Below are 24,934 nucleotides of genomic sequence, written 5' to 3'. Positions count from 1 at the left end.
TGTAATATGAGTTACAGCCCGATTATATTAGTAAAAGCTTAATACCAACGAAATAAACACCCCAGTAATAATCAGCTGTACCACGCAAAAGCCCATAATGTCTTTAGCTTTTAATCCTGCAATGGCTAATACCGGTAATGCCCAAAAGGGTTGAATTAAATTAGTCCACGCATCTCCCCACGCCACAGCCATAGCAACCCGCGCCATATCTGCACCAAGCTCTTGTGCTGCAGGGATAACAATAGGCGCTTGCACCGCCCACTGGCCACCACCTGATGGTACAAATATATTCACAAGGCCTGCACTAATGAAACTGTAAAATGGCAAGCTATCAGCATCCGCTATGGCTATAAAGCCCTGTGATATTTGTTGCGCCAGTCCAGTATCTACCATGACCGCCATAATGCCAGCATAAAAAGGGAACTGAATTACAATTCCTGCGCCACTTGGAATCGCTTGTTGCAAGCTATTAAGCACATTATGGGGTGTTTGATGCAGAGTGATTGCCATAAACAAAAACAGGGCAATTACACTATTGAGGTTTAAGCCGCCACCTGCGATAAAAAAGTAATAACCTAAGTAGGCAAGTCCGATTAAACCAATGCCCATACCTAATAGCTTACTTTGTTCTAAATGCTGAGCAGGGCGTGTTATTGTTACTTTATCAGGTGGTGTGTTTTCAAGCAGTGATGGGTCAACATAAACACTGTCTTTTTCACTCGGTAGCATGTAGCGGTTAACCAGCGGCATAATAATAAATAAGCCAATCAGAATCGCAATGTTAAAGCCTGCGAATAAGGTTTGCTGTGTGCCAATAATACCCATAGTCGCCTGTGAAAAATGCCCTTCGCTGGCAATGGTGAGTGGTACGGAGCCTGCCAATCCGCCGTGCCATACTACAAAGCCTGAATAGGCACTTGCCACTAATAGCCGGTAATCCACTCGAGTCTGCTTAGCAATCGCTTTAGCAAATAAAGCCCCAATTACTAAGCCAAACCCCCAATTTAGCCAGCTTGCTAAAAGCGAAATAAATGTCACTAAAATAATGGCTTTTGGGGCCGTATTAGCAAGCGTTGCTAATTTTGTTAGTAACATACTTATTAACGAGGTACTGGCAAGCATGTAGCCTGTTACTAATACCAACAGCATTTGCATGGCAAAGCTCAGTAAGTTCCAAAACCCGCTACCCCATGATGTTATTACCTCAAGTGTGGTTGCAGGGGTCGCTAAATTCGCAATGACTAAAGTAATAATGGTGAGCAAAATAACAAATATAAATGGGTCGGGTAAGTAGCGCTCGACGAGCTTGGTAAATGGACTGGCAACTTTATTAAGCATAATTAATAACGAGTTAGTGAAAACTTATTTGTTAATTAATCATGAAATCTTAGGATTAGCAAACACCGCTTTGAATAAACGCTCAGTAAAGCAGACTTTTTAAAGGTTGTTGATGAGGGAATGTCGCTAGCAAATACTTACCTTGGTCGGTATTTGCTAGTTATGCTCAATTATGAATCACCAAGCACTTGCTTTAAGCGATTTTGTACTTCTTGAACGAGTAAGTCGGGCTGAAATTTTGATAAAAATGCATTACAGCCTACTTTTTCCACCATGGCTTGGTTAAAGCTGCCACTCAGGGACGTGTTAAGCACCACATGTAAGTTTTTTAAGCGGTTGTCGTTACGTATTTCATAGGTTAAGCGATAGCCATCCATTGAAGGCATTTCGGCATCGGTAATCACCATTAGCAGCTCTTTTTCAACATCGCGTCCTTCATCAGCCCAGCTTTTGAGCATTTGTAGGGCTTCTAGGCCATTACTGGCAGGAATAATTTCGATGCCAAGCTGCGATAACGTATCGCTAACTTGTTTACGTGCTGTTGGCGAATCATCGGCGTGCAATATTTTGCGTCCTGCAAATTCGTTTACTATGGTTTCATCCAACACCCCATCAGTAATATTGACTTCGTACTCAACTATTTCAGCAAGCACTTTTTCTACATCAATAATTTCAACTAATTGCTCTTGGCCATCACGCTGCACTTTAGTTAGTGCCGTAATATAATGATTTTTACCCACAGAGCTGGGTGGCGGCATAATGTCAGACCAGGTCATATTCATGATTTGATCAACCTTGCCAATTAAAAAACCTTGTGTGGTACGGTTATATTCAGTTATGACCAGATTACAATCTTCACCATATTCTTTTTTAGCCATAGAAATGGCTTGGCGAAGGTCAATCACTGGGATAGATTCACCGCGTATATTGGCTACACCGGTTACCTTAGGGTGAGAGTGCGGTATTTTGCTTAAACGGGGAAGCTTTACCACTTCTTTTATTTTAAATACATTGAGTGCAAATAAATGGCGGCTATGCAAATAAAAAAGTAGCAACTCTAAACGATTTTCGCCTACAAGCTGAGTACGCTGATCAACTGACGCTAAAACACCTGACATAATAGACCCATATTTTTCCTCATAACTTTATAACTATAGTTTACTCTTATTTTTCTTCATAACGAACCGTGAATATTTCGATTACAGTAAAACGTTGCTTAAGTGTTATCATGTGCAGTATCGTGTTACTAAATGATTTAAATAATCAATCGATTAACAAAAAATTATGCATCATATTTTTAAACGTATTGTTGTGCTGTTGCGCAGCCATATTGATCAGGTAAGTTGGCAGTCTGTTGTAATAGCAACATCTTTACATATGCTGCTTACTTGGTGCTTATTATTAGTGGCAAATGAGCAGGCACTGCTTTCACCGGGTACTTTTTTTTACTACTACACGGTAACCACTTCAACGGTAGGGTATGGGGATTTAAGTCCATCAACTGACTTAGGTCGTTGGGTTGTCGCATTAATACAAATACCTTTTGGTTTGGCTTTATTTGGTGTCTTGTTGGGTAAAACAGGACAAACAGTAACTTACTTAATTAGGCGCGCTATGACTGGTGATAAAAACTTTGCTCACAGTAGCAATCATATTATTATTTTTGGTTGGCATAATGCTCGTACCAAAAAAATGATCGACTACATTTTGGCTGATACTAAGCGGACTGATCGCCGTATTTTATTAGCGGTTACTGAACAAATAGAGCATCCCTTTTTAAGTAATGAGAATGTTGATTTTGCTCGCCTAACCAGTTTCACCGATTTGGATGAATTAGAGCGCGTTGCCATTCGCCACGCGGATAAAGTGATTATTGATGGCCAAGATGACGACCAAACATTTACCACTGCATTGCGTATTAGCCGTTTAGTCAAAGAAGAATGCCACATAAGTGCGCACTTTTTTGATGAAACAAAAGTTGAAATGTTATTAGAACATTGCCACAACGTAGAGTGTAGCAGTACTAAATCGGCAGAGATTTTAGTGCGCTCAATGCAAGACCCAGGCTCAAGTCGTGTACAAGAGGAACTATTATCAACCTTGCATGGTGATACGCAGTTTAGTTTACAAATCCCTAGTAATGTAAAAACCATGGAGTTTGGTAAATTATTTCATCACTTTAAGTACGATCATGATGCAATATTGTTAGGTGTGGCTCATAATTTAAGTGCAAAAAATATGGATTTAAATCCGCCTTTAGATTATGCAGTAAACGCCGGAGATATTTTGCATTACATTGCGCAAGAGCGAGTATTGAGTAATGAAGTTGACTGGCCTAGCTTGGAAAAATAATGACTGAAATTGCGTTTTTAATTATCGTTTTATGTGCTTACATTTTCCCTATTATGATAATCCTTAACAGTAAGCGTAGCCAAGGCCATGAAAAAAATGGCTGGCTAGTAGGCGCTATCTTCTTTTCGTGGATAGCGCTGATTCTTTACTTTTCGATTGTGCCCAAGCAAGGGCACGCCAAGAAAAAGTAAAGAATGAGTACCTTTTGTTACTTATTCTAATTGTCTCAGCTTATGCTCAACCAGCGGGTCGTCTGGCGCTAGCTGTTGAGCCACTTCTAATAGTTTAATGGCATCATTTGGATTTTCATCTTGATGCTTAATGGCTACGTCTATTAAAGGTTGAATATCAATTTTTTCTTGGTTCTCTTGCACGTGCGCTGCTTTTTCGTCGATTAAAATAGTGTGAGCGGTACTTAATAACGCTTGACGATGCGGCGAATTAGCATTGGCTTTATTAAGTTTTTTATAATAATCCTCTTTTAAACGCAGTGTTTTTGTTTGTAGCCTAAATTGTGCAATGTCGATTTGTTGATTAGCAATAAAATCAACAGCCACTTGTTTATAAAACCCAAACTTATTTAAATAAGTGGCATGGGTGCCGTGCCCCATCCCAAACACGCGTAAGTGAGTGAGCTGCTGGTAGCGTTTAGCGTGTTGGCGGTCAATGCGGTTGGTTGGGTCATAAATAATGTAGCCCTGTGCATCCCCTAAATCTAAATCATGGTAGTCACCTTGCCAGTCATATTGCTGGGCAATGTCGGTACTTGAGCGGTCATCCCAAGGGGCGATAAGTTTGTTTTTAGTGCTAACAGGATGGAAAAGCAGTACTTTGTCGAGTTTGAGTAATTTAGCAAATGCACCCACAGCAAAGCCGCCACGACTAAGTCCATAGCCTAGCTTGGTTTCAAAAGGAGAGAGTAGGGTTGATAGTTGCTCAATAAAAAAGATTAAATTGCGGTTACGAAACCAATTACTTTTACCCAAATGCTGAAACGCAATAATATTAACGTTTTGTTTTTGTGCTAAATGATAGCCCCAAGGTGCAAAGTCTTCGTTCAAATCACGCTCTTGTACATCAGTACCGGCAGGTGAAAAAGTAAAAAGCAGGGGTTTGTTGAGATCAACAAAGTGATATTTTACATACACATCACCGAGTAAATCCCCACCAGAGGTAGGTAGTTTTGCTTGCTTCTCATTATCGCTGAGAGTTAACCATTCATCTAACCAGTATAGTAATTTCATTTTTCCTCCAGTGCGCACAAGCCGCAGATCATAGCAAATCTGAGGGCATAAGAGAAATTGAGCCAAGCTATGCTGCGCTGGTGGAGTGCCTTTTTAATGGCAAAATGTATGTTACCTTTGCGACTATTAAGCCATGTTCAAGATTTCATTCCAGTCATTTTCGGTCACTGGCATGACCGATAAACGTCCCCCTTTTTTAAGAGCAATGTCTGTCACTGACTCATTTGCCTTAATTGCTTGCAAGCTCACTATGCTACTGAGATGAGAATGGTAGGTTACTTCCACCACAAACCAACGGGGGGTCTCAACGGTTGCTTTGGCATCATAATAATCGCTACTTAAGTCAAACTGAGTCGGATCAGGGTAAGCGGCTTTAGTGACAATTCCTATTCCCGCAACGCCAACCTGTTTACAGCTAGAATGATAAATCATCACTAAATCACCTTGTTTAACATCATCGCGGATAAAGTTACGCGCTTGGTAGTTTCGCACGCCTTCCCATAACGTGGTTTGTTCGGGTGCATACTTTAAGTCATCAATTGAAAAGGCGTCGGGTTCGGTTTTAAATAGCCAAAAAGCCATATTAGTTTTCCTCACTCAGTGTGTTGGTATTTTTCCAGTATTGTATAGTATCATTTAGAAATTAGGGGATTGAGGAAGAAATAATGAGCCAAGTATTAGATGATTTATTGTCGTTGTTATCACTTGAAGAAATTGAACAAGGTTTATACCGAGGACAAAGCCAAGACTTAGGTTTTAGAGCGGTGTTTGGCGGTCAAGTTATGGGGCAAGCGCTTTCAGCAGCCAAAGAAACACTGCCAGCGGGGCGAATTGTTCACTCATTACATTCTTACTTTTTACGCCCAGGCGATGCTGCAAAGCCGATAGTGTATGACGTTGAAACGATTCGCGATGGTAAAAGTTTTAGTACGCGTCGTGTTAGCGCGATTCAGTACGGTAAGCCTATTTTTTACATGACGGCGTCGTTTCAAGGTGATGAACAAGGGTTATCGCATCAAGCGACCATGCCAGATGTTCCTGCCCCTGAAGAGCTACGTTCTTCATTAGAGTTTTATCAAGAAAATGCACAGCATATTCCAGAAGCAATCCGTAATAAGTTTATTCGTGAAATGCCGATAGAAATGCGCCCAGTGAATTTTCATAACCCCTTTAAGCCAGAAGCCATCGAACCAGTAAAACATATTTGGTTTAAAGCCAATGGCGATATGCCTGACGATCAACGTATTCATAACTATTTATTAGCGTATGCGTCCGACTTTGAATTTTTACCAACCGCATTACAACCACATGGCGTATCGTTTATGCAGCCGAATATGCAAGTGGCGACGATTGACCATGCTATGTGGTTTCATCGTCCGTTTAGAATGGATGATTGGATTTTATATACTATTGATAGCCCAAGCGCGAGCTCAGGAAGAGGGCTGGTACGTGGGCAGTTTTTTGACCGCCAAGGAAACTTGGTAGCCTCTACTATTCAAGAAGGGGTAATGCGCCAGCGCTAATCCTAATACCCACTATATTGAATACCTTCAATATAGTGGGTATGGCTTTATTTTACTTGCATTGAGCGTGCACAATATCTGTTATTGACTGCCAAATGCGTGCCGGTAATAGCGTTTGTAGTTGCTTGTAAGTCTCGCACAACGCTGAGCTGCCTTGTAAGCCACTGTCTGATTCACTAATCAGCTTTTGTTCGCGTAGGTTTGAAATAAAGCTACTGAGTACCTTTTTGTCAAAAAACTCCGGCGTTTTAATGCCATGTAACGTACCCAAGCGCTGCGCCAGCACATAGCTTTCACGTTCAAGCTCTGCTTTTTCAATCCCTTGGCTGGTTTGAATAAAGCCAATCACAATCGCATAACGTTGCAAAGTAAAGCTCAATGCACGACCGAGCATTTCGAGTTTGGCAAAGCTATCGTTATTTTGAGTCACTTTAATGTTATCACCATCAAGCACAATTAAGCCTTGATCACTAAAGTTAGTTAAAATACGAGTAACGTAGCTCTCATCTAACTCTTGCAAGTACCACTCTTTAGCAAACAATGGATAAAAAGATTTCACCAGCTGATGGCACTGAGTTACGGTGCTTTGATGTTGCTTAAATAAATGCAGCGCCACTAAACTAGGCACCGCAAAAATATGTAAAATGTTATTACGGTAATAATTGAATAAGGTTTTTTCTTTATCGCTTATCGCAATTATTTCGCCAAACTCATCACTGATCACGTCAAACTTGTTAAGTTTTAAGGCATGTTCAAGTAGCTGCTCTGGTGTTTCATCTGGTGCGGTTATTTTACTGCTATAGCTGGCATCACGTTGCAATCGTAAGTAAAACTCAAGCTGAGCTAACAGCTTTGGCTTACTCAATGCCTGCTTATCGTTTACCAGCAGTATCATCGCCAGTAAGTTAACTGAGTTAAGTGCGGCGGCATTGTTAATTTTAACCATAACCTGATCAGCAAGGTTAGCCACCTGCGGCCCTAACCATTGTGGTTTTTGCACATCGGTTGCATGAATTGATTCACGCCAGTCAGGCTGGTTATCATTTAAATACTGATTGATAGAAATAGGGTCGCCAAAGTTTAAATAACCACGACCATAGTTTTTTAAATTTTTAATTGCTTTAAAAATACCTAATATCGACTCGCCTTTTTTATCGTTCCCAGCCAGCTCTTTTAAATAGGTATTGATTTCCATGACGTGCTCGTAACCAATATATACCGGCACAATAGATATAGGTCTGTCTATACCGCGCAACATGGCTTGCATTGTCATTGCGAGCATGCCGGTTTTAGGGGGGAGTAAACGTCCCGTTCTGCTGCGCCCACCCTCGGTATAAAACTTTACCGAGTAACCTTTGATAAATAACTGGCTTAAGTATTCTTTAAATACCGCTGAGTAAAGTTTATTACCAGCAAACGAGCGGCGAATAAAAAACGCGCCACTGCGGCGGAATATGCCACCGGCTGGGAAAAAGTTTAAGTTAATACCCGCTGCAATATGCGGTGGAACAAGCCCTTGATGGTAAATAGAGTAGGTCAGTAGCAAGTAATCCATATGACTACGATGACACGGCATGTAGATTATTTCATGGCCTTTGTTGGTTAGGTCATGGATTTGCTCGGTGTACTTTATATCAATCCCATTATACAGCTTGTTCCAAAGCCAGGTTAATATGCGATCGGCAACGCGAATGGTGGCGTCGCTGTAATTAGCAGCAATTTCATCAAGAAGCTTTAATGCGTTTTGTCGCGCTTGGGCTTGGCTAATATTTTTTTCAGACGCTTCAGTTTGAATCGCTTTTTTTATCGTTGGGGATGCCAGTAGTGAGCTAAATAATTGATCTCGAGATGGGATTTTAGGCCCTGTGGCAGCCAGCTTCTGGCGCTTAAAGTGTACTCTAGCTACGCGAAGTAGTTTATGAGGAAGTTCATTTACATCGGCTTTTTCGTTCACCAGTAGTGATAAATCAAGTGGTTGGCTAAAACGAATAAAGTTGTCTCTACCTGAAAAAAGTACAACAAATATTTTTCTAAACCAGCTGGGCGTAAGTGAGTGCGAAAGTAAAGTGCTCAGTCCTGGCTTCTCTTTACCCGGTGCTCTGCCCCATAAAATAGTCACAGGCACAACCTGCACATTTTTTTGGCCACTATTTAATAAGTGCTCAATGATTTGCTTGCCCTGATCTAATGCATTGGTAGGCTTTTCTTTATTACCAAATAACGGTGGTGGGTTTTTAATGCCAATAAAACGATCTAACGCTTGGTCACCTAACACTTGCTGCTCGGTTGGGTCGGGTAAACCATTTCGTTTACATACACGCGCGAGTGCCGCTAAATCAAAGCGTGAATTTAAACGCACTATATAAAAGGTCGGGTTTTTAGGGTTTAACTCAAATTGCTCTAACGGCTTTTCAGGCAGTACTTTGCTTTTAACAAACAAACGGCTAATACCACCAGAGATAAGATTTAAACCATAATTTAAAATACGCATTGACTCACCATAAGAGAGTAGTTACCCAAATCAATATGGGTATATAACAGCAAAATTAGCGCATAGGATAACATATTATCTAAAAAATCCTCTGCAGATTAATCGACAAGCTATGACATTATAGTGACATCATCACTTCCATTACGTTCACTATTGTTAAACTTGACTGTTATTTAAACGACAATTGCAAAGCAATTATGTCTAAATAGTTGTTGCATTTATCACCAGCATCATTATAATACGCAGGCTTTCAAAATTCCCTCGGGAACAAGAAAGAATAAATTAAGCTTGGATTTCAAGCTAATAAACAGGAGTTCCGATTTGGAACTCAACGTAGATATAATCTAACAACCGGCATCTTAATTATTAAGATTGTTTCGGTCGTTTTTTTATGCTCTTTAAATGCTCTTTATATTGAGGTTTAAGAATGTCAAATCAACGCATTCGTATTCGCCTAAAAGCTTTTGACCACCGTTTGATTGACCAATCAACGGCGGAAATCGTGGAAACTGCGAAACGCACTGGCGCACAAGTACGTGGTCCAATTCCACTACCTACACGCTTTGAACGTTTTACTGTACTTACATCACCGCACGTTAATAAAGACGCGCGTGATCAGTACGAGATCCGCACCCATAAACGTCTGATCGACATCGTAGAACCAACTGACAAGACTGTAGACGCACTTATGCGTTTAGACCTTGCTGCTGGTGTTGATGTTCAAATCAGCCTGGGTTAATCGGAAGATTAGAGAGGTTTTAGGAAAATGGCATTAGGTCTAGTCGGTCGTAAAGTGGGTATGACACGTATCTTCACTGAAGATGGTGTATCTATCCCTGTGACAGTTATTGAAGCGACTCCTAACCGCATTGCTCAGATCAAATCTGACGCAACAGACGGTTATAACGCGCTTCAAGTAACCGCAGGCACTAAAAAAGCAAGCCGTGTAAACAAAGCAACAGCGGGTCACTTCGCTAAAGCTGGTGTTGAAGCGGGTCGCGGTCTGTGGGAATTCCGCCTAAATGGTGGTGAAGGCGATTTTGAAGTAGGCGCAGAGCTTACGGTTGAATTATTCAACGAAATCAACAAAGTTGACGTAACCGGTACTTCTAAAGGTAAAGGTTTCCAAGGTGGTGTTAAGCGCTGGAATTTCAGCATGCAAGACGCTACACATGGTAACTCTCTATCTCACCGTGCTCCTGGTTCAATCGGTCAAAACCAATCACCTGGTAAGGTGTTTAAAGGTAAGAAAATGGCCGGTCAAATGGGTAATGAGCAAGTAACAACTCAGAACCTTGAACTAGTTCGCGTTGACGCTGAGCGTAACCTGCTTTTAGTTAAAGGTGCAGTACCTGGCGCTATCGGCGGTGACGTTATCGTTAAACCAGCTGTTAAAGCATAAGTCCTGGAGATTTAGTGATGGAATTAGCAATTAAAGACGCTTCTGGCGCTCTTGAAGTTTCTGAAGCTACTTTTGGACGTGAGTTTAACGAAGCATTAGTACACCAAGTAGTTGTTGCATACGCAGCAGGTGCTCGTCAAGGTACTCGTGCTCAGAAGACACGTTCTGAAGTAAGCGGTGGTGGTAAAAAACCATGGGCTCAAAAAGGTACTGGCCGTGCACGTGCTGGTACAATCCGTAGTCCAATTTGGCGTTCAGGTGGCGTTAGCTTCGCAGCTAAACCACAAGACCACAGCCAAAAAGTAAACCGTAAAATGTACCGCGGTGCGATCAAAAGCATCTTATCTGAATTAGTTCGTCAAGAGCGTTTAATCGTTGTTGAAAGTTTTGGTCTTGAAGCACCAAAAACTAAAGAACTAGTTGCTAAGCTTAAAGAACTTGAGCTTAAAGATGTTCTTATCGTGACTGAAGAAGTAGATGAAAATCTTTTCTTATCGGCACGTAACCTGTACAAGGTTGACACACGTGATGTAGCTGGTATCGATCCTGTAAGCTTAATTGCTTTCGACAAGGTACTAATTACAGCTGCTGCTGTTAAGCAACTTGAGGAGGCGCTAGCATGATCCGTGAAGAACGTCTTTTAAAAGTGATCCTTGCTCCACACATCTCTGAAAAAAGCACAATCGCTGCTGAAGAAAACAACACGATTGTTTTCAAAGTAGCAAATGACGCAACTAAAGCTGAAGTTAAAGCGGCAGTTGAGAAGCTTTTTGAAGTAGAAGTAACTGGTGTTCGCACACTTAACGTTAAGGGTAAAACAAAACGTACTGGCATGCGTTTCGGTCGTCGTAGCGACTGGAAGAAAGCTTACGTTACTCTTAAAGAAGGTAGCGAGCTGGACTTTGTCGGCGGCGCCGAGTAATAAGGGGAGTTAGAATTATGGCACTTCAAAAGTGTAAGCCAACTTCTGCGGGTCGTCGTCACCTAGTTAAAGTGGTTAACCCAGATTTACATAAGGGTAAACCTTACGCACCACTATTAGAGAAAAACTCTAAATCAGGTGGTCGTAATAACAATGGTCGTATTACGGTTCGTCATATCGGTGGTGGTCATAAGCAGCATTACCGTTTAATCGATTTTAAACGTACTAAAGATGGCATTCCAGCCACTGTTGAGCGTTTAGAATATGATCCAAATCGTAGCGCAAACATCGCTCTTGTATTATATGCAGACGGTGAGCGTCGTTACATTATCGCACCAAAAGGCTTAAAAGCTGGCGATGCAATCCAGTCTGGTGTTGATGCACCAATCAAACCTGGTAATGCATTACCTATGCGTAATATGCCTGTAGGTTCGACTGTTCACAACGTAGAACTTAAACCAGGTAAAGGTGCTCAAATTGCACGTTCTGCTGGTGCATATGTTCAAATCCTTGCACGTGATGGTCAATATGTAACATTACGTCTTCGTTCAGGCGAAGTTCGTAAAGTTGAATCTGATTGTCGTGCGACACTAGGTGAAGTAGGCAATGCTGAGCATATGCTTCGTTCACTTGGTAAAGCAGGTGCAAATCGCTGGCGTGGTATTCGTCCGACAGTTCGTGGTGTTGCCATGAACCCGGTTGATCACCCACACGGTGGTGGTGAAGGTCGTACATCTGGTGGTCGTCATCCTGTGTCTCCATGGGGTAAGCCGACTAAAGGTGCTAAGACGCGTAAGAACAAGCGTACGGATAAATTTATAGTACGTCGTCGTACTAAGTAATATTGAGGAATAGCCATGCCACGCTCTCTCAAGAAGGGTCCTTTTATAGACCTACACTTGCTGAAGAAGGTAGAGAAAGCTTTGGAAAGCGGTGAAAAGAAGCCAATTAAAACTTGGAGCCGTCGTTCAATGATCATACCTAACATGATCGGATTGACCATTGCTGTCCATAATGGTCGCCAGCATGTACCAGTTTTCGTTTCTGACGAAATGATCGGTCACAAACTAGGTGAATTTGCACCAACTCGCACTTACCGTGGCCATGCTGCGGATAAGAAAGCGAAGAAACGTTAAGAGGGGAAGATAAATGCAAGCATTAGCTAAACATAAATTCGCCTCTGGTTCGGCGCAAAAAGCACGTCTAGTTGCAGATCAGATCCGCGGGTTACCTGTCGATCGCGCACTAGAAATCCTGGCGTACAGCCCGAAAAAAGCGGCTGTATTAGTTAAGAAAGTACTTGAGTCTGCTATTGCTAACGCAGAGCATAACGAAGGTGCTGACATTGATGAGCTACGTGTAACAACGATTTTTGTGGACGATGGTCCAACAATGAAACGTATTATGCCACGTGCTAAAGGACGCGCAGACCGCATCCTTAAGCGTACAAGCCACATCACTGTTGTGGTTTCAGATAGCTAGGAGATATAAGTAATGGGACAAAAAGTTCATCCTACTGGTATTCGCCTAGGTATATCTAAACCTTGGGTTTCTACCTGGTACGCGAATTCAAAAGATTTCTCTGCACAGCTTTTTGGCGATCACAAAGTACGTACATTCCTTACTAAGGAATTAAAAGCGGCTTCTGTGTCTAAAATCGTTATTGAGCGTCCAGCAAAATCTATCCGAGTAACTATTCACACGGCTCGTCCGGGTGTTGTTATCGGTAAAAAAGGCGAAGACGTAGAAAAATTACGTCAAGCGGTAACTAAAATCGCTGGTGTACCTGCTCAGATTAATATTTCTGAAGTACGTAAACCAGAACTAGATGCACAACTAGTAGCAGACGGCATTGCCTCTCAGCTAGAGCGTCGTGTTATGTTCCGTCGCGCTATGAAGCGTTCGGTACAAAATGCAATGCGCATCGGTTCTAAAGGGATTAAAGTTGAAGTTAGCGGTCGTCTTGGCGGCGCAGAAATCGCACGTTCAGAATGGTATCGTGAAGGTCGTGTACCTCTACATACTCTTCGTGCTGATATCGACTACGCAACTTCTGAAGCCTTAACCACTTACGGTATCATTGGTGTTAAAGTTTGGATCTTCAAAGGCGAAGTTATTGGTGGTTTACCACTAGTACAAGAGCAAGAGAAGCCAGCTAAACGCGCACCAAAGAAAGCCAAAAAAAGTGCTAAGTAGAGGTAGCGAGTAATGTTACAGCCAAAACGTACAAAATTCCGTAAAATGCATAAAGGCCGCAACCGTGGTCTAGCGCAAAACGGTAACAAAGTAAGCTTCGGTACTTTCGGTTTGAAAGCTACTGGTCGTGGCCGCATGACTGCTCGTCAAATCGAAGCAGCTCGTCGTGCTATGACGCGTCACGTGAAACGTCAAGGTAAAATCTGGATCCGTGTCTTCCCTGACAAGCCGATCACAGAAAAACCTCTTGAAGTTCGTATGGGTAAAGGTAAAGGTTCTGTTGAATATTGGGTTGCTGAAATTCAGCCTGGTAAAGTACTTTACGAAATGGAAGGTGTTTCAGAAGAGCTTGCTCGTGAAGCGTTTAACCTTGCTGCTCGTAAACTGCCATTCAAAACAACTTTCGTAACTCGGACGGTAATGTGATGAAAGCAAGCGAACTAAAAGATAAAAGCGTAGAAGAGCTAAATGCTGAACTTCTAGGTCTTCTTCGTGAGCAGTTTAACCTGCGCATGCAAGCAAGCACTGGTCAGTTAGCTCAGACACACACGCTAAGAACAGTACGTCGCGATATCGCGCGTGTAAAAACAATTATTAACCAGAAGGCAGGTCAATAATGAGCGATAAAATTCGTACTCTTCAAGGCCGTGTAATCAGCGACAAGATGGAAAAATCTTTCACTGTTGCTATCGCACGTTACGTGAAGCACCCAATCTATGGGAAATTCATCAAACGTACGACTAAGTTACACGTACATGACGAAAATAACACTGCAAAAGCGGGTGACGTAGTTACTATCCGTGAATGCGCTCCAATCTCTAAGAACAAATCTTGGACTTTGGTAGATGTTGTTGAACGTCCAAAACAAGCTTAATTTTTAATTAAGTCTGTTTTATGAAAAGCCCCGGCATTAGCTGGGGCTTTTTACGTTTAGAGCAGTTTTTAGCGGTAAGCTTTCAGCCGTAAGCCTTTAGCTGGCAGAAGTAAGCTATAGCGCCGTAGTTTGGGTTGAGTGTTACGAACCTAATTGCAAAAAATAATATTATAAAATGGGCGTAAGAAAAGCCTTTGCAAGTGCAAAGGCATATACTTTTCTGCGAAGCCCGAAGCCCGAAGCCCGAAGCCCGAAGCCCGAAGCCCGAAGCCCGAAGCCCGAAGCCCGAAGCCCGAAGCCCGAAGCCCTTTTACCAAATCATTTCTACAAATTCAGGGTGGTCGATATACGGGTTACGATTTCCCTGAAATTCAAACGCTGCTTGATTGCGGTCTAATTCCATTTGGCTAACGGGGTCGTTGTTATGCCATTTTAACAACATAGCCACGACCCAATTTTCAAATACTTGGTTACTAGAGCCGTTAAGTACTGCATTACTAGCCGTAGTGTTATTTTGCCAAGAGCCGATTACGTTTTGGTAGCGTGTAGCCATGTAAAAATAAGCGCGAGCAAAGTCACCTTTAAATTCATCAATAGGCTCAAATACAGTACCAGTGTAATTAATCGCACTACTTGCAGAACCTAATTGACTGCCATTGGTTGAAGTAAACGTAGCGCTGGCCACTTCACCGAACGGGAAGTTGCTACGCTTTGAATTTACATAGCCGTCAGTGGCGTAAATATGATGAACATCAGAGTTCATTGGTTCTATGGTGCCGCCAAACCAGCTTTTAGGAAATGAATGTTCGCGGTTATAACAATCGGCTTCGCTATTGTAGGTGCCACACTGATCGCTTACAGCGGTATAAGTGTAGCTATCTACTCCATTTGGCTTTTCACTGTACATATCTAAAATACTGTTATCATTTTCAAAGTATTTATCGCGTGCTGATGCGTCGTAAAAACTCCAAATAGCAGAATACCCTTGAGCGTTATGGTTATTAATAATGTTATAAAGCTCAGTTTTTAGCGTGTAGCCAGTTAAGCCTTGAGTTGTAACATAGTAGCCGGTTGGCGTCGGTGTTGGCTGAGTAGCACCTAATGAGAATGCGGTAGACTCACTTGCTTGAAAGCTTGATCCACTGGCAAGCAATGTGGCTTCATTATTCAAGGCGTAGCTGCCACTGCCAAATGAGCAACAAATACCATCGCCGTAGCTGTCGTTAATAGTAAATGTATAGTCGCCATTGGTTAAACATAACTGTTCGGTGTATTGAGTATTTGCGGCATAACCACTGCCGCTTGCAACTATACCGACTTGGTTGTGTGTTATTTGCCAACTGGTTTCTTCGCCGTAGTTATCTGTGGTTAGGTTAAAAGTAAGGCTGTTATCTGCGCAGCTTGGAGAACCGCCGCCGCTATCATTATTAGGTAAGAAGTTATCAACATAAACTAACTCACTACCATCAAAGCCGCTTGTATCGTAAAAGCGTAAACCGACATCAATCGTTTTACTACTATCAGCGGTATAGCTGTAAGTTATGGTTTGCCACTGGTTTGTTAAAGCAGGGTTTGAGTAGCCTTGATAACCATCTATAAATAAACGGGCCTTAAGATGACCTTCGGTATGATACACATCCACTGAGAACTCATAAGTTTTGCCCATTTCAACTGCGACTTGCTGTAAAAAATCAGTGTTACTTTGTGTGCCTGTATTTACGCTAATCACAGCTGCTTGTAAGCCTGTACTCACGACTGTGCTATTGGCAGATACGTTAATACCGCTATCAATCACCGTCCACGCTTGTGGAGTGTTGCCTGTCCATTGTTCAAAATTACCATTGACGACATTAGCCATCGCAGGCAAAGAGCTCAATAACAACGTGCTCAGAAGTAACTTATTTTTATATATACCGTGTAACATGTTTGTTCCTAATTTATTTTTTTAAGCAATATACATTAGATTATAAAGGTTACAAAATTGTTAAATTAGAATTTCATAAAAGGCAATAAAAACCCTTTAGGTTAATTTCACTGGTTTTTAACGAGATTAATAACTAAATGGAATATCAAAGCAGATTCTATTCTTTTTTTATCTATGCTTAGACGGCTATCCTGCATACTCAATTAACCTCAACAGAACCTTCTGAATGAGGTGGCACTCATTTTAAACAATGTGAACAAGCATTGTGTTTAACGTTCAGGGTTATGAGGAAAAATTCATGTTGTTAGGTCAACTCAATGCGCTAGCAAGTCCGCTTTCGCAAGAGCAAGTACAAAAGCTACAAGGTTTAGTGGCTGAGCTTAATCCAATTCAGCAAGCGTGGGTTAGCGGCTATTTAGCTGCTAATGCTAATTCAGCAGCGCTAGGTGCGCCAATTGCAGGTACACCGGCAACCCCTGAGGCAGCAGTACTTACTATTTTGTATGGTTCACAAACAGGTAACGCTAAAGCGGTGGCGACTAAGCTTAAAGAGCAAGCTGAATCTCGTGGGTTAGCTGCAAAGCTGGTTAGCATGTCAGATTACAAGCCAACCGCATTGAAAAAAGAAAAGTTTTTAACCGTTGTTGTATCAACTTATGGTGAAGGTGAGCCACCTGAAGATGCCGAAACATTGTACGAATTTTTAATTACCAAAAAAGCGCCAAAGCTTGATGGCGTTAAAGTCGCGGTATTAGGTTTAGGTGATTCTAGCTATGAATTTTTCTGTCAAACCGCTAAAGACTTTGAAGAGCGTTTAACTAAACTCGGTGCAGAGGTTATTTATCAACGTGCCGACCTAGACGTTGATTACGATGATGAAGCCGCCACTTGGATTGAGGGCGCGTTAAATGCGTTTGAACCAGATTTAAAAGCTCAGCAAGATGCCACAGGCGGCCAAGTTGTATCAATGCCATTTGGCACACCCACAACAGCGGCTAGCCAATACACTAAGCAAAACCCGTTTGCGGCAGAGCTAGGCTTAGTGCAAAAAATTACCGGTCGTGACTCAACCAAAGATGTACGCCATGTTGAAATTTCACTTGAAGGGTCTGACATTACCTATACGCCGGGTGACTCATTAGGCATTTACTTTTTAAATGATGAAGCCCGTGTAGATGAGCTACTAACGCAAACACAAATTGATCCAACTAGCCTCGTTAAACTTGGCGATGAAGAACTTAGCGTGCGTGATGCCTTAATTGAAAAACTAGAGCTGACACAATCGTACCCTGGTTTTGTCGAAAAATATGCCACGGCTACAGGCACGCCTGAACTTCTTAAGCTTGTGGAAGATAAAGCCGCAATGCGCGAATATATTGAGCCTCGCCAAATTTTTGATGTGGTTGCACAAAACCCAGCTAAATTAGAGGCGCAAACACTGGTTGATTGCCTACGTAAATTGCAAGCGCGCTTATATTCAATTGCTTCTAGCCAAAGCGAGGTTGAGGACGAAGTGCATTTAACTATTGCATTGGTTGAGTTTGAAGCGTTTGGCACAGAGCATTTAGGTGGCTGTTCAGGCTATTTAGCACGCCGTGCGCAAGAAGGCTGTAAAGTAAAAGTATTTAGTGAACATAACGACAACTTCCGCTTACCAGTAAATGATGACACACCGATCATCATGGTAGGGCCAGGTACAGGTATTGCACCGTTCCGTGCCTTTTTACAAGAGCGTGATGCGCGAGAGGCTACGGGTAAAAACTGGCTGTTTTTTGGTAACCCACACTTTACCCAAGACTTTTTATACCAAGTAGAAATTCAAGGTTACTTAAAATCAGGCTTGTTAAGTAAAGTCGATGTGGCGTTTAGCCGTGATCAAGCAGAAAAAGTTTACGTGCAAGATAAGTTACGTAAAAACTCAAAAGAAGTATTTGACTGGTTAGAAGCGGGTGCTCATTTTTATGTGTGTGGCGATGCAAACCGTATGGCTAAAGATGTACACAATGCCTTAATTGATATCATCACAGAAAATACCGGCAAAAGTAATGAAGAAGCCGATCAATACTTAAAAGATTTGCGTAGCGCAAATCGCTATCAGAAAGACGTGTACTAAGTGCACGTTGTTTATTTTATTAAAAGCTAACAGCCGTCACTGTAACAAATTTAGGATTTAAAATGAGCGAACAAGATAAAACCGTAAAGCTTTCTGATAACGAACGTTTAAAAAGAGAAAGTAACTTTTTACGCGGCACTATAGCGCAAGATTTAAAAGATGAAATTACCGGTGGTTTTACTGCCGATAATTTCCAGTTAATTCGTTTTCATGGCATGTACCAGCAAGATGACCGCGATATTCGTCCCGAGCGTGCTAAGCAAAAGCTAGAACCACTACATAATGTCATGCTGCGTGCACGTATGCCTGGCGGCATTATTAAGCCCGAGCAATGGTTAGCAATTGATAAATTTGCTGGGGAGAAAACCAGCTATGGCAGTATTCGTTTAACTACGCGCCAAACATTTCAGTTTCATGGTGTATTAAAACCTGAAATTAAAGGTATGCACCAGCTACTTAATAGCGTGGGTATTGATTCTATTGCAACCGCCGGTGATGTTAACCGTAATGTGTTATGTACTACCAATCCGGTTGAGTCTGAGTTACACCAGGAGGCGTATGAGTGGGCGGCAAAGATTTCTGAGCACTTATTACCTAAAACCAAAGCGTATGCAGAGATTTGGCTCAATGGCGAAAAAAGCGAAACCACAGAAGAGCCAATTTTAGGCTCAACTTATTTACCGCGTAAGTTTAAAACCACAGTGACGATACCACCTAATAATGAGGTGGACGTACATGCTAACGATTTAAACTTTGTGGCGATTGCTGAGGATGGCAAACTCGTTGGTTTTAACGTGTTAGTAGGCGGCGGTCTAGCGATGACCCATGGCGATACAGCAACCTACCCGCGTAAAGCGGACGACTTTGGCTTTATTAGCCTAGAAGATACGTTAAAAATTGCTGAGCACGTGGTATCTGTTCAGCGTGATTGGGGTAACCGCTCAAATCGTAAAAATGCAAAAACTAAATACACACTTGACCGTGTTGGGTCTGATGTATTTAAAGCAGAAGTTGAAAAACGTGCAGGCGTGAGCTTTGCACCAAGCCGCCCTTATGAGTTTACTCATCGAGGGGATCGTATTGGTTGGGTTGAAGGCATTGACGGTAAACATCACTTAACGCTCTTTATTCAAAGTGGTCGTATTTTAGATTACCCCAATAAGCCACTGAAAACAGGGTGTCGTAAAATTGCAGAAATTCATCAAGGTGATTTTCGCATGACCGCCAATCAAAACTTAATTATTGCCGGTGTACCTGAGGATCAAAAAGCAATCATTGAAAAAATAGCGCGTGAACACGGTTTGATTGATGACAAAGACACTGAGCAACGTAAAAACTCAATGGCGTGTGTATCACTGCCGACTTGTCCTTTAGCGATGGCCGAAGCCGAGCGTTACTTACCGAGTTTAATTGAAAAAATAGAAGGCTTATTGGCCAAGCATGGAGTACCTAATGACAGCATTATTATGCGTGTGGTTGGTTGCCCTAACGGCTGTGGTCGTGCCATGCTAGCTGAAGCTGGATTAGTAGGTAAAGGCCCAGGTAAGTACAACGTTTACCTTGGCGGGAATACGGAGGGTACGCGTATCCCTAAGCTTTATCTTGAAAATGTGGGCGAAGAAGTTTACCTAGAGGCATTTGATAAGCTGATTGGGCAATGGGTTAGTGAGCGCAATGAAGGCGAATGCTTTGGTGATTTTGTTATTCGCAAGGGTATTGTTGCAGAAGTAAAAGTATCTGTTACCGATTTTTACGCATAATTTAAAAGCAGCGCACCGCGCTGGTGAGGTTTAAAATTGACCATGAGTGAATTTAAAAACATATTACAGCTAGATAAGCAAAGCCAACAGGCTATGTTAGCTGATGCGAATGGTTTGCTGGCTAACATGAATGCTGAGCAGCGCGTTGCATGGGCGCTAGAGCACTTGCCTGACACCGCGTTTTTATCATCGAGTTTTGGTATTCAAGCAGCGGTAATGTTGCATTTAATGACATCACAGCGCCCCGATATACCTGTTGTATTAACAGACACGGGTTATCTATTTCCAGAAACCTATCAGTTTATCGATCAGATGAGCGAGCGTTTATCACTTAATTTAAAAGTGTATAAAGCGCAGTTAAGCCCTGCTTGGCAAGAGGCTAAGTTTGGAAAACTATGGGAGCTAGGTGAAGAAGGTATTAAGCAATACAACCAGCTCAATAAAGTAGAGCCAATGACGCGTGCTTTAAAAGAGCTTAACGCGAGCACTTGGTTTAGTGGCTTGCGTCGAGATCAATCGTCGAGCCGTGCTGAAAAACAAGTTTTAGAAATAAGCCGGGGTACAGTAAAAGTGTATCCTATTATTGAGTGGAACAATCGTGATGTGTACCAATACCTCACTAAACATGACCTGCCATATCACCCGTTATGGGAGCAAGGCTATGTGTCGATGGGTGATGTACATACTACGCGTAAATTAGAGCCAGGTATGAGCGAAGAAGAAACTCGCTTTTTTGGGTTGAACCGTGAGTGTGGCTTACATATTGATGGTGATGGAATTTAATTACCTTATTATTCAAAGCTATAAAGTTAAAAACGCAGCTAAAGCTGCGTTTTTATTTTGTGAAAATAATTGCCTGACTGCTGTTTTTTTATTATATTAATGATAATAAAGGATTAAATTTACAGCAGGAACGCTATGAAATACTTTACCTACTTAGCAATATCAGTAATGGTCATTGCTCTTATCTCTTTGTTTTATCTTAAAAAGCCAAATGGGCAACCTTGGCTCACCAGCTCATTGATTAAAAATGAATCTTTTTCTATTAAAGATAAAGTGGTAGCGCTTTCATCTAATACATTCGAACAGCTCACACTTGAGCTTAAAAAAGTAGGAGATAAAATCACATCGTCACCGTTAGCATCTGACTCTCAAAGTAAAATTTATAAGTGGCAAGATGAGCAAGGGCAGTGGCATTTCTCCGATGTGCCAAATAAAAATGGCAAGAGTGTTGAAGTGCACCTTGACCCTGCAGATATTAATGTTGTGGTAGCCGAAGATACAGCTATATTAAGTGGCAGTGCTAAATCTGCAGCAAAACCTTTTCCTCAGCGAGCGCCTGAAATATACAACAGTGAGTCAATTAATAAGTTATTTGAAGATGCTGAAAAAGCCAAAAAGAGAATTGAGCAACGCAGTAAAGAAGTCGAAAGTTTCAGCGGCTTTTAGCCCTAGGGGGTTACTACTATTTCAAGTAGCGCTTTTCTGCTTCCATTAATAATATGGTTAAATAAATTTTAGTTGGCAGTGATAAAAACACACCAATTGCAATGCACGCTGCTGCAGTAATAATGCCTTTAATACCGTACTGGCTGGTAAAGTAGCTCGATACAATTAATACATGGCCCGTCACAATCAGGCATAATCCAAGCAAAATAGATGTTTTAAGTAGTCTTATCATTACTATTGAAGACATGGCGACCTCTGCGCAGCGTGTCTTCTTAGTGTATGGTATCTTGATAGAGCAACATTGATTTAGCGCAAGGGTGTATCAATATTTACTTCTATAGCGAATGTAAAAAAGCCCAGCTCATTGCTGAGCTAGGCTTTTAAGCTACCTTGTTTAATGCCTAGTTAGTCGAGCATATTGCGTAATACGTACTGCAAAATCCCGCCATGTTTGTAGTAATCCCACTCTTTAGGGGTATCAATACGCACATCGGCACTAAAACTAACTTGTTTACCTTCACTGTTAGTGGCAATGACACTGACTTCGTCGGTTTTGTCGTATAAACCTTGAATATCAAATTGTTCTTGCCCCGTTAAGCCCAATGATTCATGGCTTTCACCCTCTTTAAATTGTAAAGGTAATACGCCCATACCAATCAGGTTCGAGCGGTGAATACGCTCATAGCTTTGTGCTATCACAGCTTTAATACCGAGTAGTAATGAGCCTTTTGCAGCCCAATCTCGTGAGGAGCCGGTACCATATTCTTTACCTGCTAGAACCACTAATGGTGTTCCACTCTCTTGATATGCCATTGCCGCATCATAAATACTCTCTAGCTTATCGTCAGGTTGAGTGCGGGTTACACCGCCCTCAGTACCGGGGGCGAGTAAGTTTTTAAGGCGCACATTAGCAAATGTACCACGCATCATGACTTCGTGATTACCACGGCGAGAACCATAAGAATTAAACTGTGCTTTTTCTACCCCATTTTCTTGTAGATAAAGTCCTGCGGGTGCCTCCGCTTTAATCGCACCTGCTGGTGAAATATGATCGGTAGTCACTGAATCGCCTAGTTTAGCTAGACAGCGCGCACCTTCTATTTTTGGGATCCCCGGCGGTTCAACACTCATACCATCAAAGAATGGCGCTTTTTTGATATAAGTCGAGGCAGCATCCCAATCGTAAAGCTTACCATCAGGTATTTGAATTTTTTGCCAGCGACTGTCGCCATCGTAAACATTGGCGTAGCTTTTTTCGAACATTTCTTTAGTTACCGTATTTTTTACAAGCTCACTCACTTCTTTAACGCTTGGCCAAATATTTTTAAGGTATATATCGTTACCATGCTTATCTTGCGCAAGTGGTTCGTTGTATACATCAATATCGGTTCTACCTGCTATAGCATAAGCTACTACAAGTGGTGGCGACGCGAGGAAGTTCATTTTAACGTCTTGGTGAATACGCCCTTCAAAGTTACGGTTACCCGACAAAATAGAGCTTACAATTAGTTTATGTTTTTGAATAGCTTCTGAAATTTCATCCGCTAATGGGCCGGAGTTACCAATACAGGTGGTACAGCCATAACCAACTAAGTTAAAACCAAGCGCATCAAGATCATCCATTAACCCTGCTTTTTCAAGGTAATCGGTAACCACCTGCGAACCTGGTGCTAAAGACGTTTTAACCCAAGGTTTTACATTAATACCTAATTGACGTGCTTTTTGAGCCACTAATCCTGCCGCTAAAATTACGCTTGGATTAGAGGTATTAGTACAGCTTGTGATTGCAGCAATGACGCAGGCGCCATCGTTTAATTCAAACTCTTGGCCATTAAAGTTAACTTTTGCTGCGCCCATAAACTGCGCTTCATCAGTGGGTTCGTCAGGATTGGTAGTAGGGCCTTCACTTTCAATACGCGCTTGCTCTTCATCGCTTTTATCTCGACGTGCCATACGTTCGTCTTGGAAGTCTTTTAAGTGTTGACCAATAACATCACCGGCTTTATCCAGTGTGATTCTGTCTTGTGGACGTTTCGGGCCAGCAAGACTTGGTACTACATCATCTAAAGTTAGTTCTAGCTTATCGGTATAATGTGCTTCATCGCCATCATTACGCCATAAACCTTGATGTTTTGCGTAATCTTCAATCAGTTTAAGCTGCTTTTCATCGCGATTAGTTAAGCGTAAGTAATTAATCGTTTCATCATCAATAGGGAAAATACCACAGGTTGCGCCATATTCCGGTGCCATGTTGGCAATAGTCGCTCTGTCGGCCAGTGGTAAGTCGGCAAGCCCGTCACCATAAAACTCAACAAACTTACCTACCACACCATGATTTCGTAGCATTTCAGTAACAGTTAATACTAAATCGGTTGCTGTAGTGCCCTCAGGTAAGCGACCATTTAATTTAACACCCACAACCTGTGGAATAAGCAAGCTAATAGGTTGGCCAAGCATGGCGGCTTCGGCTTCAATACCGCCTACACCCCAACCGAGTACGCCTAGGCCGTTGATCATGGTTGTATGAGAATCAGTACCAACCAGTGTATCTGGATAAGCTAACGATTTACCGTTTTTTGTATCATTGAACACTACACGTGCTAAGTATTCTAAATTTACTTGATGGACAATACCGGTGGCTGGTGGCACCACTTTTAAATTATCAAATGCGGTTTGACCCCAACGTAAAAACTCGTAGCGCTCTTTATTACGTTCATATTCTAGTTTTGAATTTAAGTCGAATGAGCCATCTTTACCGTAACCATCCACTTGTACTGAGTGATCGATCACCAGTTCAGCCGGAGAAAGCGGATTTATTTTTGCAGGATCGCCACCAAGCTTTTCCATCGCATCACGCATGGCGGCTAAGTCAACAATAGCAGGGACACCGGTAAAATCTTGCATTACTACGCGGGCAGGGGTGAAGGCTACTTCGGCCGAGGGCTTAGCCTTAGGATCCCAATCTAGTAGTGCCTGAATATCTTGCTCTTTAATATTCACACCATCTTCATTACGCAATAAATTTTCTAGTAATATTTTTAACGAAAAAGGCAGGCGTTTGGCTTTATCGCCAAGTCCCATGAGCGAGTTAATATGATATTGCTCGCCATTGATAGTAAGCTGTTGTTGGGTGTCGAAACTATTTTTCATTATTTGTCCCTTCAATAAATTAGATTGATATTCTTGAAAAAGTGACCTCTGTAGTAGTTTGCAAACTGTGTACCATGATAAAAAAATACCATGCAGTGTAATTTTTTTGACTGTTATATAAATAGAGATGAAGGCCAAAAGTTAAAATTCAAGGGATGCTCTGAGTAATAATTGGCCACAAAACTAAACTCAAAAA

Annotated in this window: 26 protein-coding genes; 18 read left to right on the top strand and 8 right to left on the bottom strand. The window is 41.9% G+C overall.

The window, feature by feature from the left end:
• Nucleotides 1-27 precede the first annotated feature (27 nt).
• Together ACTRWE_RS07700 and ACTRWE_RS07695 are read right to left on the bottom strand one after the other, a co-directional pair.
• Complete coding sequence (locus ACTRWE_RS07700) at nt 28-1,338, bottom strand: short-chain fatty acid transporter (RefSeq protein ID WP_462879771.1); 1,311 nt, start codon at nt 1,336-1,338, stop codon at nt 28-30.
• 170 nt (nt 1,339-1,508) lie between these two features.
• Complete coding sequence (locus ACTRWE_RS07695) at nt 1,509-2,456, bottom strand: chemotaxis protein CheV (protein WP_013463773.1); 948 nt, start codon at nt 2,454-2,456, stop codon at nt 1,509-1,511.
• Nucleotides 2,457-2,622: 166 nt separating this feature from the next.
• On the opposite strand from ACTRWE_RS07695, the gene ACTRWE_RS07690 reads away from it, so the two are divergent.
• Both ACTRWE_RS07690 and ACTRWE_RS07685 read left to right on the top strand, forming a co-directional pair.
• Nucleotides 2,623-3,690, top strand: coding sequence for a potassium channel family protein (locus ACTRWE_RS07690; RefSeq protein ID WP_411737513.1), 1,068 nt, complete (start codon nt 2,623-2,625; stop codon nt 3,688-3,690).
• A complete protein-coding gene (locus ACTRWE_RS07685; protein WP_013463775.1) occupies nt 3,690-3,881 on the top strand; it encodes a hypothetical protein in 192 nt (63 codons plus the stop codon). The genes ACTRWE_RS07690 and ACTRWE_RS07685 overlap by 1 nt, the downstream gene beginning before the upstream one ends.
• A gap of 21 nt (nt 3,882-3,902) precedes the next feature.
• On the opposite strand, the gene ACTRWE_RS07680 is transcribed toward ACTRWE_RS07685, so the two are convergent.
• Both ACTRWE_RS07680 and ACTRWE_RS07675 read right to left on the bottom strand, forming a co-directional pair.
• Nucleotides 3,903-4,934 carry a cytosolic protein gene (locus ACTRWE_RS07680; protein WP_462879770.1) on the bottom strand — a complete coding sequence of 344 codons (1,032 nt, stop codon included), beginning with the start codon at nt 4,932-4,934 and terminating at the stop codon, nt 3,903-3,905.
• Nucleotides 4,935-5,060: 126 nt separating this feature from the next.
• A complete protein-coding gene (locus ACTRWE_RS07675; protein ID WP_013463777.1) occupies nt 5,061-5,516 on the bottom strand; it encodes an EVE domain-containing protein in 456 nt (151 codons plus the stop codon).
• 83 nt (nt 5,517-5,599) lie between these two features.
• On the opposite strand from ACTRWE_RS07675, the gene tesB reads away from it, so the two are divergent.
• Entirely contained in the window at nt 5,600-6,457 is an 858-nt protein-coding gene (tesB, locus tag ACTRWE_RS07670) for an acyl-CoA thioesterase II (RefSeq protein ID WP_013463778.1), read from the top strand.
• Between the two features lie 52 nt (nt 6,458-6,509).
• Here tesB and plsB read toward each other — a convergent pair whose 3' ends face one another.
• Nucleotides 6,510-8,948, bottom strand: a complete 2,439-nt coding sequence (gene plsB / locus ACTRWE_RS07665) for a glycerol-3-phosphate 1-O-acyltransferase PlsB (protein WP_350606198.1) — start codon at nt 8,946-8,948, stop codon at nt 6,510-6,512.
• Between the two features lie 427 nt (nt 8,949-9,375).
• Between plsB and rpsJ the strand changes: the two genes are divergently transcribed.
• From rpsJ to rpsQ, 11 genes are read left to right on the top strand one after another with little or no spacing between them, the layout of a single operon-like run.
• Nucleotides 9,376-9,687 carry a 30S ribosomal protein S10 gene (gene rpsJ, locus ACTRWE_RS07660; RefSeq protein ID WP_002957900.1) on the top strand — a complete coding sequence of 104 codons (312 nt, stop codon included), beginning with the start codon at nt 9,376-9,378 and terminating at the stop codon, nt 9,685-9,687.
• 27 nt (nt 9,688-9,714) lie between these two features.
• Nucleotides 9,715-10,350: a 50S ribosomal protein L3 gene (rplC, locus tag ACTRWE_RS07655; protein WP_008108338.1), complete on the top strand. Its 636-nt coding sequence runs from the start codon at nt 9,715-9,717 to the stop codon at nt 10,348-10,350.
• A gap of 17 nt (nt 10,351-10,367) precedes the next feature.
• On the top strand, nt 10,368-10,973 hold the full coding sequence (gene rplD, locus ACTRWE_RS07650) for a 50S ribosomal protein L4 (protein ID WP_008108340.1): 606 nt from the start codon (nt 10,368-10,370) through the stop codon (nt 10,971-10,973).
• On the top strand, nt 10,970-11,272 hold the full coding sequence (gene rplW, locus ACTRWE_RS07645; protein WP_008108343.1) for a 50S ribosomal protein L23: 303 nt from the start codon (nt 10,970-10,972) through the stop codon (nt 11,270-11,272). The genes rplD and rplW overlap by 4 nt, the downstream gene beginning before the upstream one ends.
• Before the next feature lie 17 nt (nt 11,273-11,289).
• Nucleotides 11,290-12,114 (top strand): 50S ribosomal protein L2, encoded by an 825-nt coding sequence (gene rplB, locus ACTRWE_RS07640; RefSeq protein WP_007376192.1) that lies wholly within the window; start codon nt 11,290-11,292, stop codon nt 12,112-12,114.
• Between the two features lie 15 nt (nt 12,115-12,129).
• On the top strand, nt 12,130-12,408 hold the full coding sequence (gene rpsS / locus ACTRWE_RS07635; RefSeq protein ID WP_004588689.1) for a 30S ribosomal protein S19: 279 nt from the start codon (nt 12,130-12,132) through the stop codon (nt 12,406-12,408).
• 13 nt (nt 12,409-12,421) lie between these two features.
• A complete protein-coding gene (rplV, locus tag ACTRWE_RS07630; protein WP_004588690.1) occupies nt 12,422-12,754 on the top strand; it encodes a 50S ribosomal protein L22 in 333 nt (110 codons plus the stop codon).
• A 12-nt stretch (nt 12,755-12,766) separates the two neighbouring features.
• A complete protein-coding gene (rpsC, locus tag ACTRWE_RS07625; RefSeq protein WP_008108350.1) occupies nt 12,767-13,468 on the top strand; it encodes a 30S ribosomal protein S3 in 702 nt (233 codons plus the stop codon).
• A 12-nt stretch (nt 13,469-13,480) separates the two neighbouring features.
• Nucleotides 13,481-13,894 (top strand): 50S ribosomal protein L16, encoded by a 414-nt coding sequence (gene rplP, locus ACTRWE_RS07620; RefSeq protein WP_008108352.1) that lies wholly within the window; start codon nt 13,481-13,483, stop codon nt 13,892-13,894.
• Entirely contained in the window at nt 13,894-14,085 is a 192-nt protein-coding gene (rpmC, locus tag ACTRWE_RS07615) for a 50S ribosomal protein L29 (RefSeq protein ID WP_004588692.1), read from the top strand. The genes rplP and rpmC overlap by 1 nt, the downstream gene beginning before the upstream one ends.
• Nucleotides 14,085-14,342 carry a 30S ribosomal protein S17 gene (gene rpsQ / locus ACTRWE_RS07610; RefSeq protein WP_013463780.1) on the top strand — a complete coding sequence of 86 codons (258 nt, stop codon included), beginning with the start codon at nt 14,085-14,087 and terminating at the stop codon, nt 14,340-14,342. The genes rpmC and rpsQ overlap by 1 nt, the downstream gene beginning before the upstream one ends.
• Before the next feature lie 310 nt (nt 14,343-14,652).
• On the opposite strand, the gene ACTRWE_RS07605 is transcribed toward rpsQ, so the two are convergent.
• Nucleotides 14,653-16,266 (bottom strand): endonuclease, encoded by a 1,614-nt coding sequence (locus tag ACTRWE_RS07605; RefSeq protein WP_462879769.1) that lies wholly within the window; start codon nt 16,264-16,266, stop codon nt 14,653-14,655.
• A gap of 298 nt (nt 16,267-16,564) precedes the next feature.
• On the opposite strand from ACTRWE_RS07605, the gene ACTRWE_RS07600 reads away from it, so the two are divergent.
• The 4 genes from ACTRWE_RS07600 to ACTRWE_RS07585 all read left to right on the top strand — a co-directional run bounded on the left by ACTRWE_RS07600 (nt 16,565) and on the right by ACTRWE_RS07585 (nt 21,588).
• Nucleotides 16,565-18,379 (top strand): assimilatory sulfite reductase (NADPH) flavoprotein subunit, encoded by a 1,815-nt coding sequence (locus tag ACTRWE_RS07600; RefSeq protein WP_462879768.1) that lies wholly within the window; start codon nt 16,565-16,567, stop codon nt 18,377-18,379.
• Nucleotides 18,380-18,441: 62 nt separating this feature from the next.
• Nucleotides 18,442-20,139, top strand: a complete 1,698-nt coding sequence (cysI, locus tag ACTRWE_RS07595; RefSeq protein ID WP_462879767.1) for an assimilatory sulfite reductase (NADPH) hemoprotein subunit — start codon at nt 18,442-18,444, stop codon at nt 20,137-20,139.
• Between the two features lie 42 nt (nt 20,140-20,181).
• Nucleotides 20,182-20,922: a phosphoadenylyl-sulfate reductase gene (locus ACTRWE_RS07590; protein WP_028835921.1), complete on the top strand. Its 741-nt coding sequence runs from the start codon at nt 20,182-20,184 to the stop codon at nt 20,920-20,922.
• Nucleotides 20,923-21,057: 135 nt separating this feature from the next.
• On the top strand, nt 21,058-21,588 hold the full coding sequence (locus ACTRWE_RS07585; RefSeq protein WP_462879766.1) for a DUF4124 domain-containing protein: 531 nt from the start codon (nt 21,058-21,060) through the stop codon (nt 21,586-21,588).
• A 16-nt stretch (nt 21,589-21,604) separates the two neighbouring features.
• Here the strand turns inward: ACTRWE_RS07585 and ACTRWE_RS07580 are convergent, their stop codons facing one another.
• On the bottom strand, nt 21,605-21,835 hold the full coding sequence (locus ACTRWE_RS07580; protein WP_462879765.1) for a hypothetical protein: 231 nt from the start codon (nt 21,833-21,835) through the stop codon (nt 21,605-21,607).
• A gap of 158 nt (nt 21,836-21,993) precedes the next feature.
• Complete coding sequence (acnA, locus tag ACTRWE_RS07575) at nt 21,994-24,738, bottom strand: aconitate hydratase AcnA (protein ID WP_033102717.1); 2,745 nt, start codon at nt 24,736-24,738, stop codon at nt 21,994-21,996.
• Nucleotides 24,739-24,934: the final 196 nt, after the last annotated feature.

The sequence above is a fragment of the Pseudoalteromonas sp. G5_S1_54_S4 genome, assembly GCF_054968565.1.
This window is presented reverse-complemented; position numbering and strand designations above follow the sequence as displayed.

Bases quoted from the DNA above. Each gene is read 5' to 3' on its own strand.
- tesB (WP_013463778.1), top strand. From the start codon at position 5,600: ATGAGCCAAGTATTAGATGATTTATTGTCGTTGTTATCACTTGAAGAA.
- acnA (WP_033102717.1), bottom strand. From the start codon at position 24,738: ATGAAAAATAGTTTCGACACCCAACAACAGCTTACTATCAATGGCGAG.
- ACTRWE_RS07600 (WP_462879768.1), top strand. From the start codon at position 16,565: ATGTTGTTAGGTCAACTCAATGCGCTAGCAAGTCCGCTTTCGCAAGAG.
- ACTRWE_RS07580 (WP_462879765.1), bottom strand. From the start codon at position 21,835: ATGTCTTCAATAGTAATGATAAGACTACTTAAAACATCTATTTTGCTT.
- rplW (WP_008108343.1), top strand. From the start codon at position 10,970: ATGATCCGTGAAGAACGTCTTTTAAAAGTGATCCTTGCTCCACACATC.
- ACTRWE_RS07700 (WP_462879771.1), bottom strand. From the start codon at position 1,338: ATGCTTAATAAAGTTGCCAGTCCATTTACCAAGCTCGTCGAGCGCTAC.
- ACTRWE_RS07690 (WP_411737513.1), top strand. From the start codon at position 2,623: ATGCATCATATTTTTAAACGTATTGTTGTGCTGTTGCGCAGCCATATT.
- ACTRWE_RS07605 (WP_462879769.1), bottom strand. From the start codon at position 16,266: ATGTTACACGGTATATATAAAAATAAGTTACTTCTGAGCACGTTGTTA.
- rpsC (WP_008108350.1), top strand. From the start codon at position 12,767: ATGGGACAAAAAGTTCATCCTACTGGTATTCGCCTAGGTATATCTAAA.
- ACTRWE_RS07695 (WP_013463773.1), bottom strand. From the start codon at position 2,456: ATGTCAGGTGTTTTAGCGTCAGTTGATCAGCGTACTCAGCTTGTAGGC.
- rpsQ (WP_013463780.1), top strand. From the start codon at position 14,085: ATGAGCGATAAAATTCGTACTCTTCAAGGCCGTGTAATCAGCGACAAG.
- rplP (WP_008108352.1), top strand. From the start codon at position 13,481: ATGTTACAGCCAAAACGTACAAAATTCCGTAAAATGCATAAAGGCCGC.
- rpsS (WP_004588689.1), top strand. From the start codon at position 12,130: ATGCCACGCTCTCTCAAGAAGGGTCCTTTTATAGACCTACACTTGCTG.
- plsB (WP_350606198.1), bottom strand. From the start codon at position 8,948: ATGCGTATTTTAAATTATGGTTTAAATCTTATCTCTGGTGGTATTAGC.
- rplC (WP_008108338.1), top strand. From the start codon at position 9,715: ATGGCATTAGGTCTAGTCGGTCGTAAAGTGGGTATGACACGTATCTTC.
- rplV (WP_004588690.1), top strand. From the start codon at position 12,422: ATGCAAGCATTAGCTAAACATAAATTCGCCTCTGGTTCGGCGCAAAAA.
- ACTRWE_RS07585 (WP_462879766.1), top strand. From the start codon at position 21,058: ATGAAATACTTTACCTACTTAGCAATATCAGTAATGGTCATTGCTCTT.
- ACTRWE_RS07675 (WP_013463777.1), bottom strand. From the start codon at position 5,516: ATGGCTTTTTGGCTATTTAAAACCGAACCCGACGCCTTTTCAATTGAT.
- ACTRWE_RS07590 (WP_028835921.1), top strand. From the start codon at position 20,182: ATGAGTGAATTTAAAAACATATTACAGCTAGATAAGCAAAGCCAACAG.
- rpmC (WP_004588692.1), top strand. From the start codon at position 13,894: ATGAAAGCAAGCGAACTAAAAGATAAAAGCGTAGAAGAGCTAAATGCT.
- ACTRWE_RS07680 (WP_462879770.1), bottom strand. From the start codon at position 4,934: ATGAAATTACTATACTGGTTAGATGAATGGTTAACTCTCAGCGATAAT.
- rpsJ (WP_002957900.1), top strand. From the start codon at position 9,376: ATGTCAAATCAACGCATTCGTATTCGCCTAAAAGCTTTTGACCACCGT.
- rplB (WP_007376192.1), top strand. From the start codon at position 11,290: ATGGCACTTCAAAAGTGTAAGCCAACTTCTGCGGGTCGTCGTCACCTA.
- cysI (WP_462879767.1), top strand. From the start codon at position 18,442: ATGAGCGAACAAGATAAAACCGTAAAGCTTTCTGATAACGAACGTTTA.
- ACTRWE_RS07685 (WP_013463775.1), top strand. From the start codon at position 3,690: ATGACTGAAATTGCGTTTTTAATTATCGTTTTATGTGCTTACATTTTC.
- rplD (WP_008108340.1), top strand. From the start codon at position 10,368: ATGGAATTAGCAATTAAAGACGCTTCTGGCGCTCTTGAAGTTTCTGAA.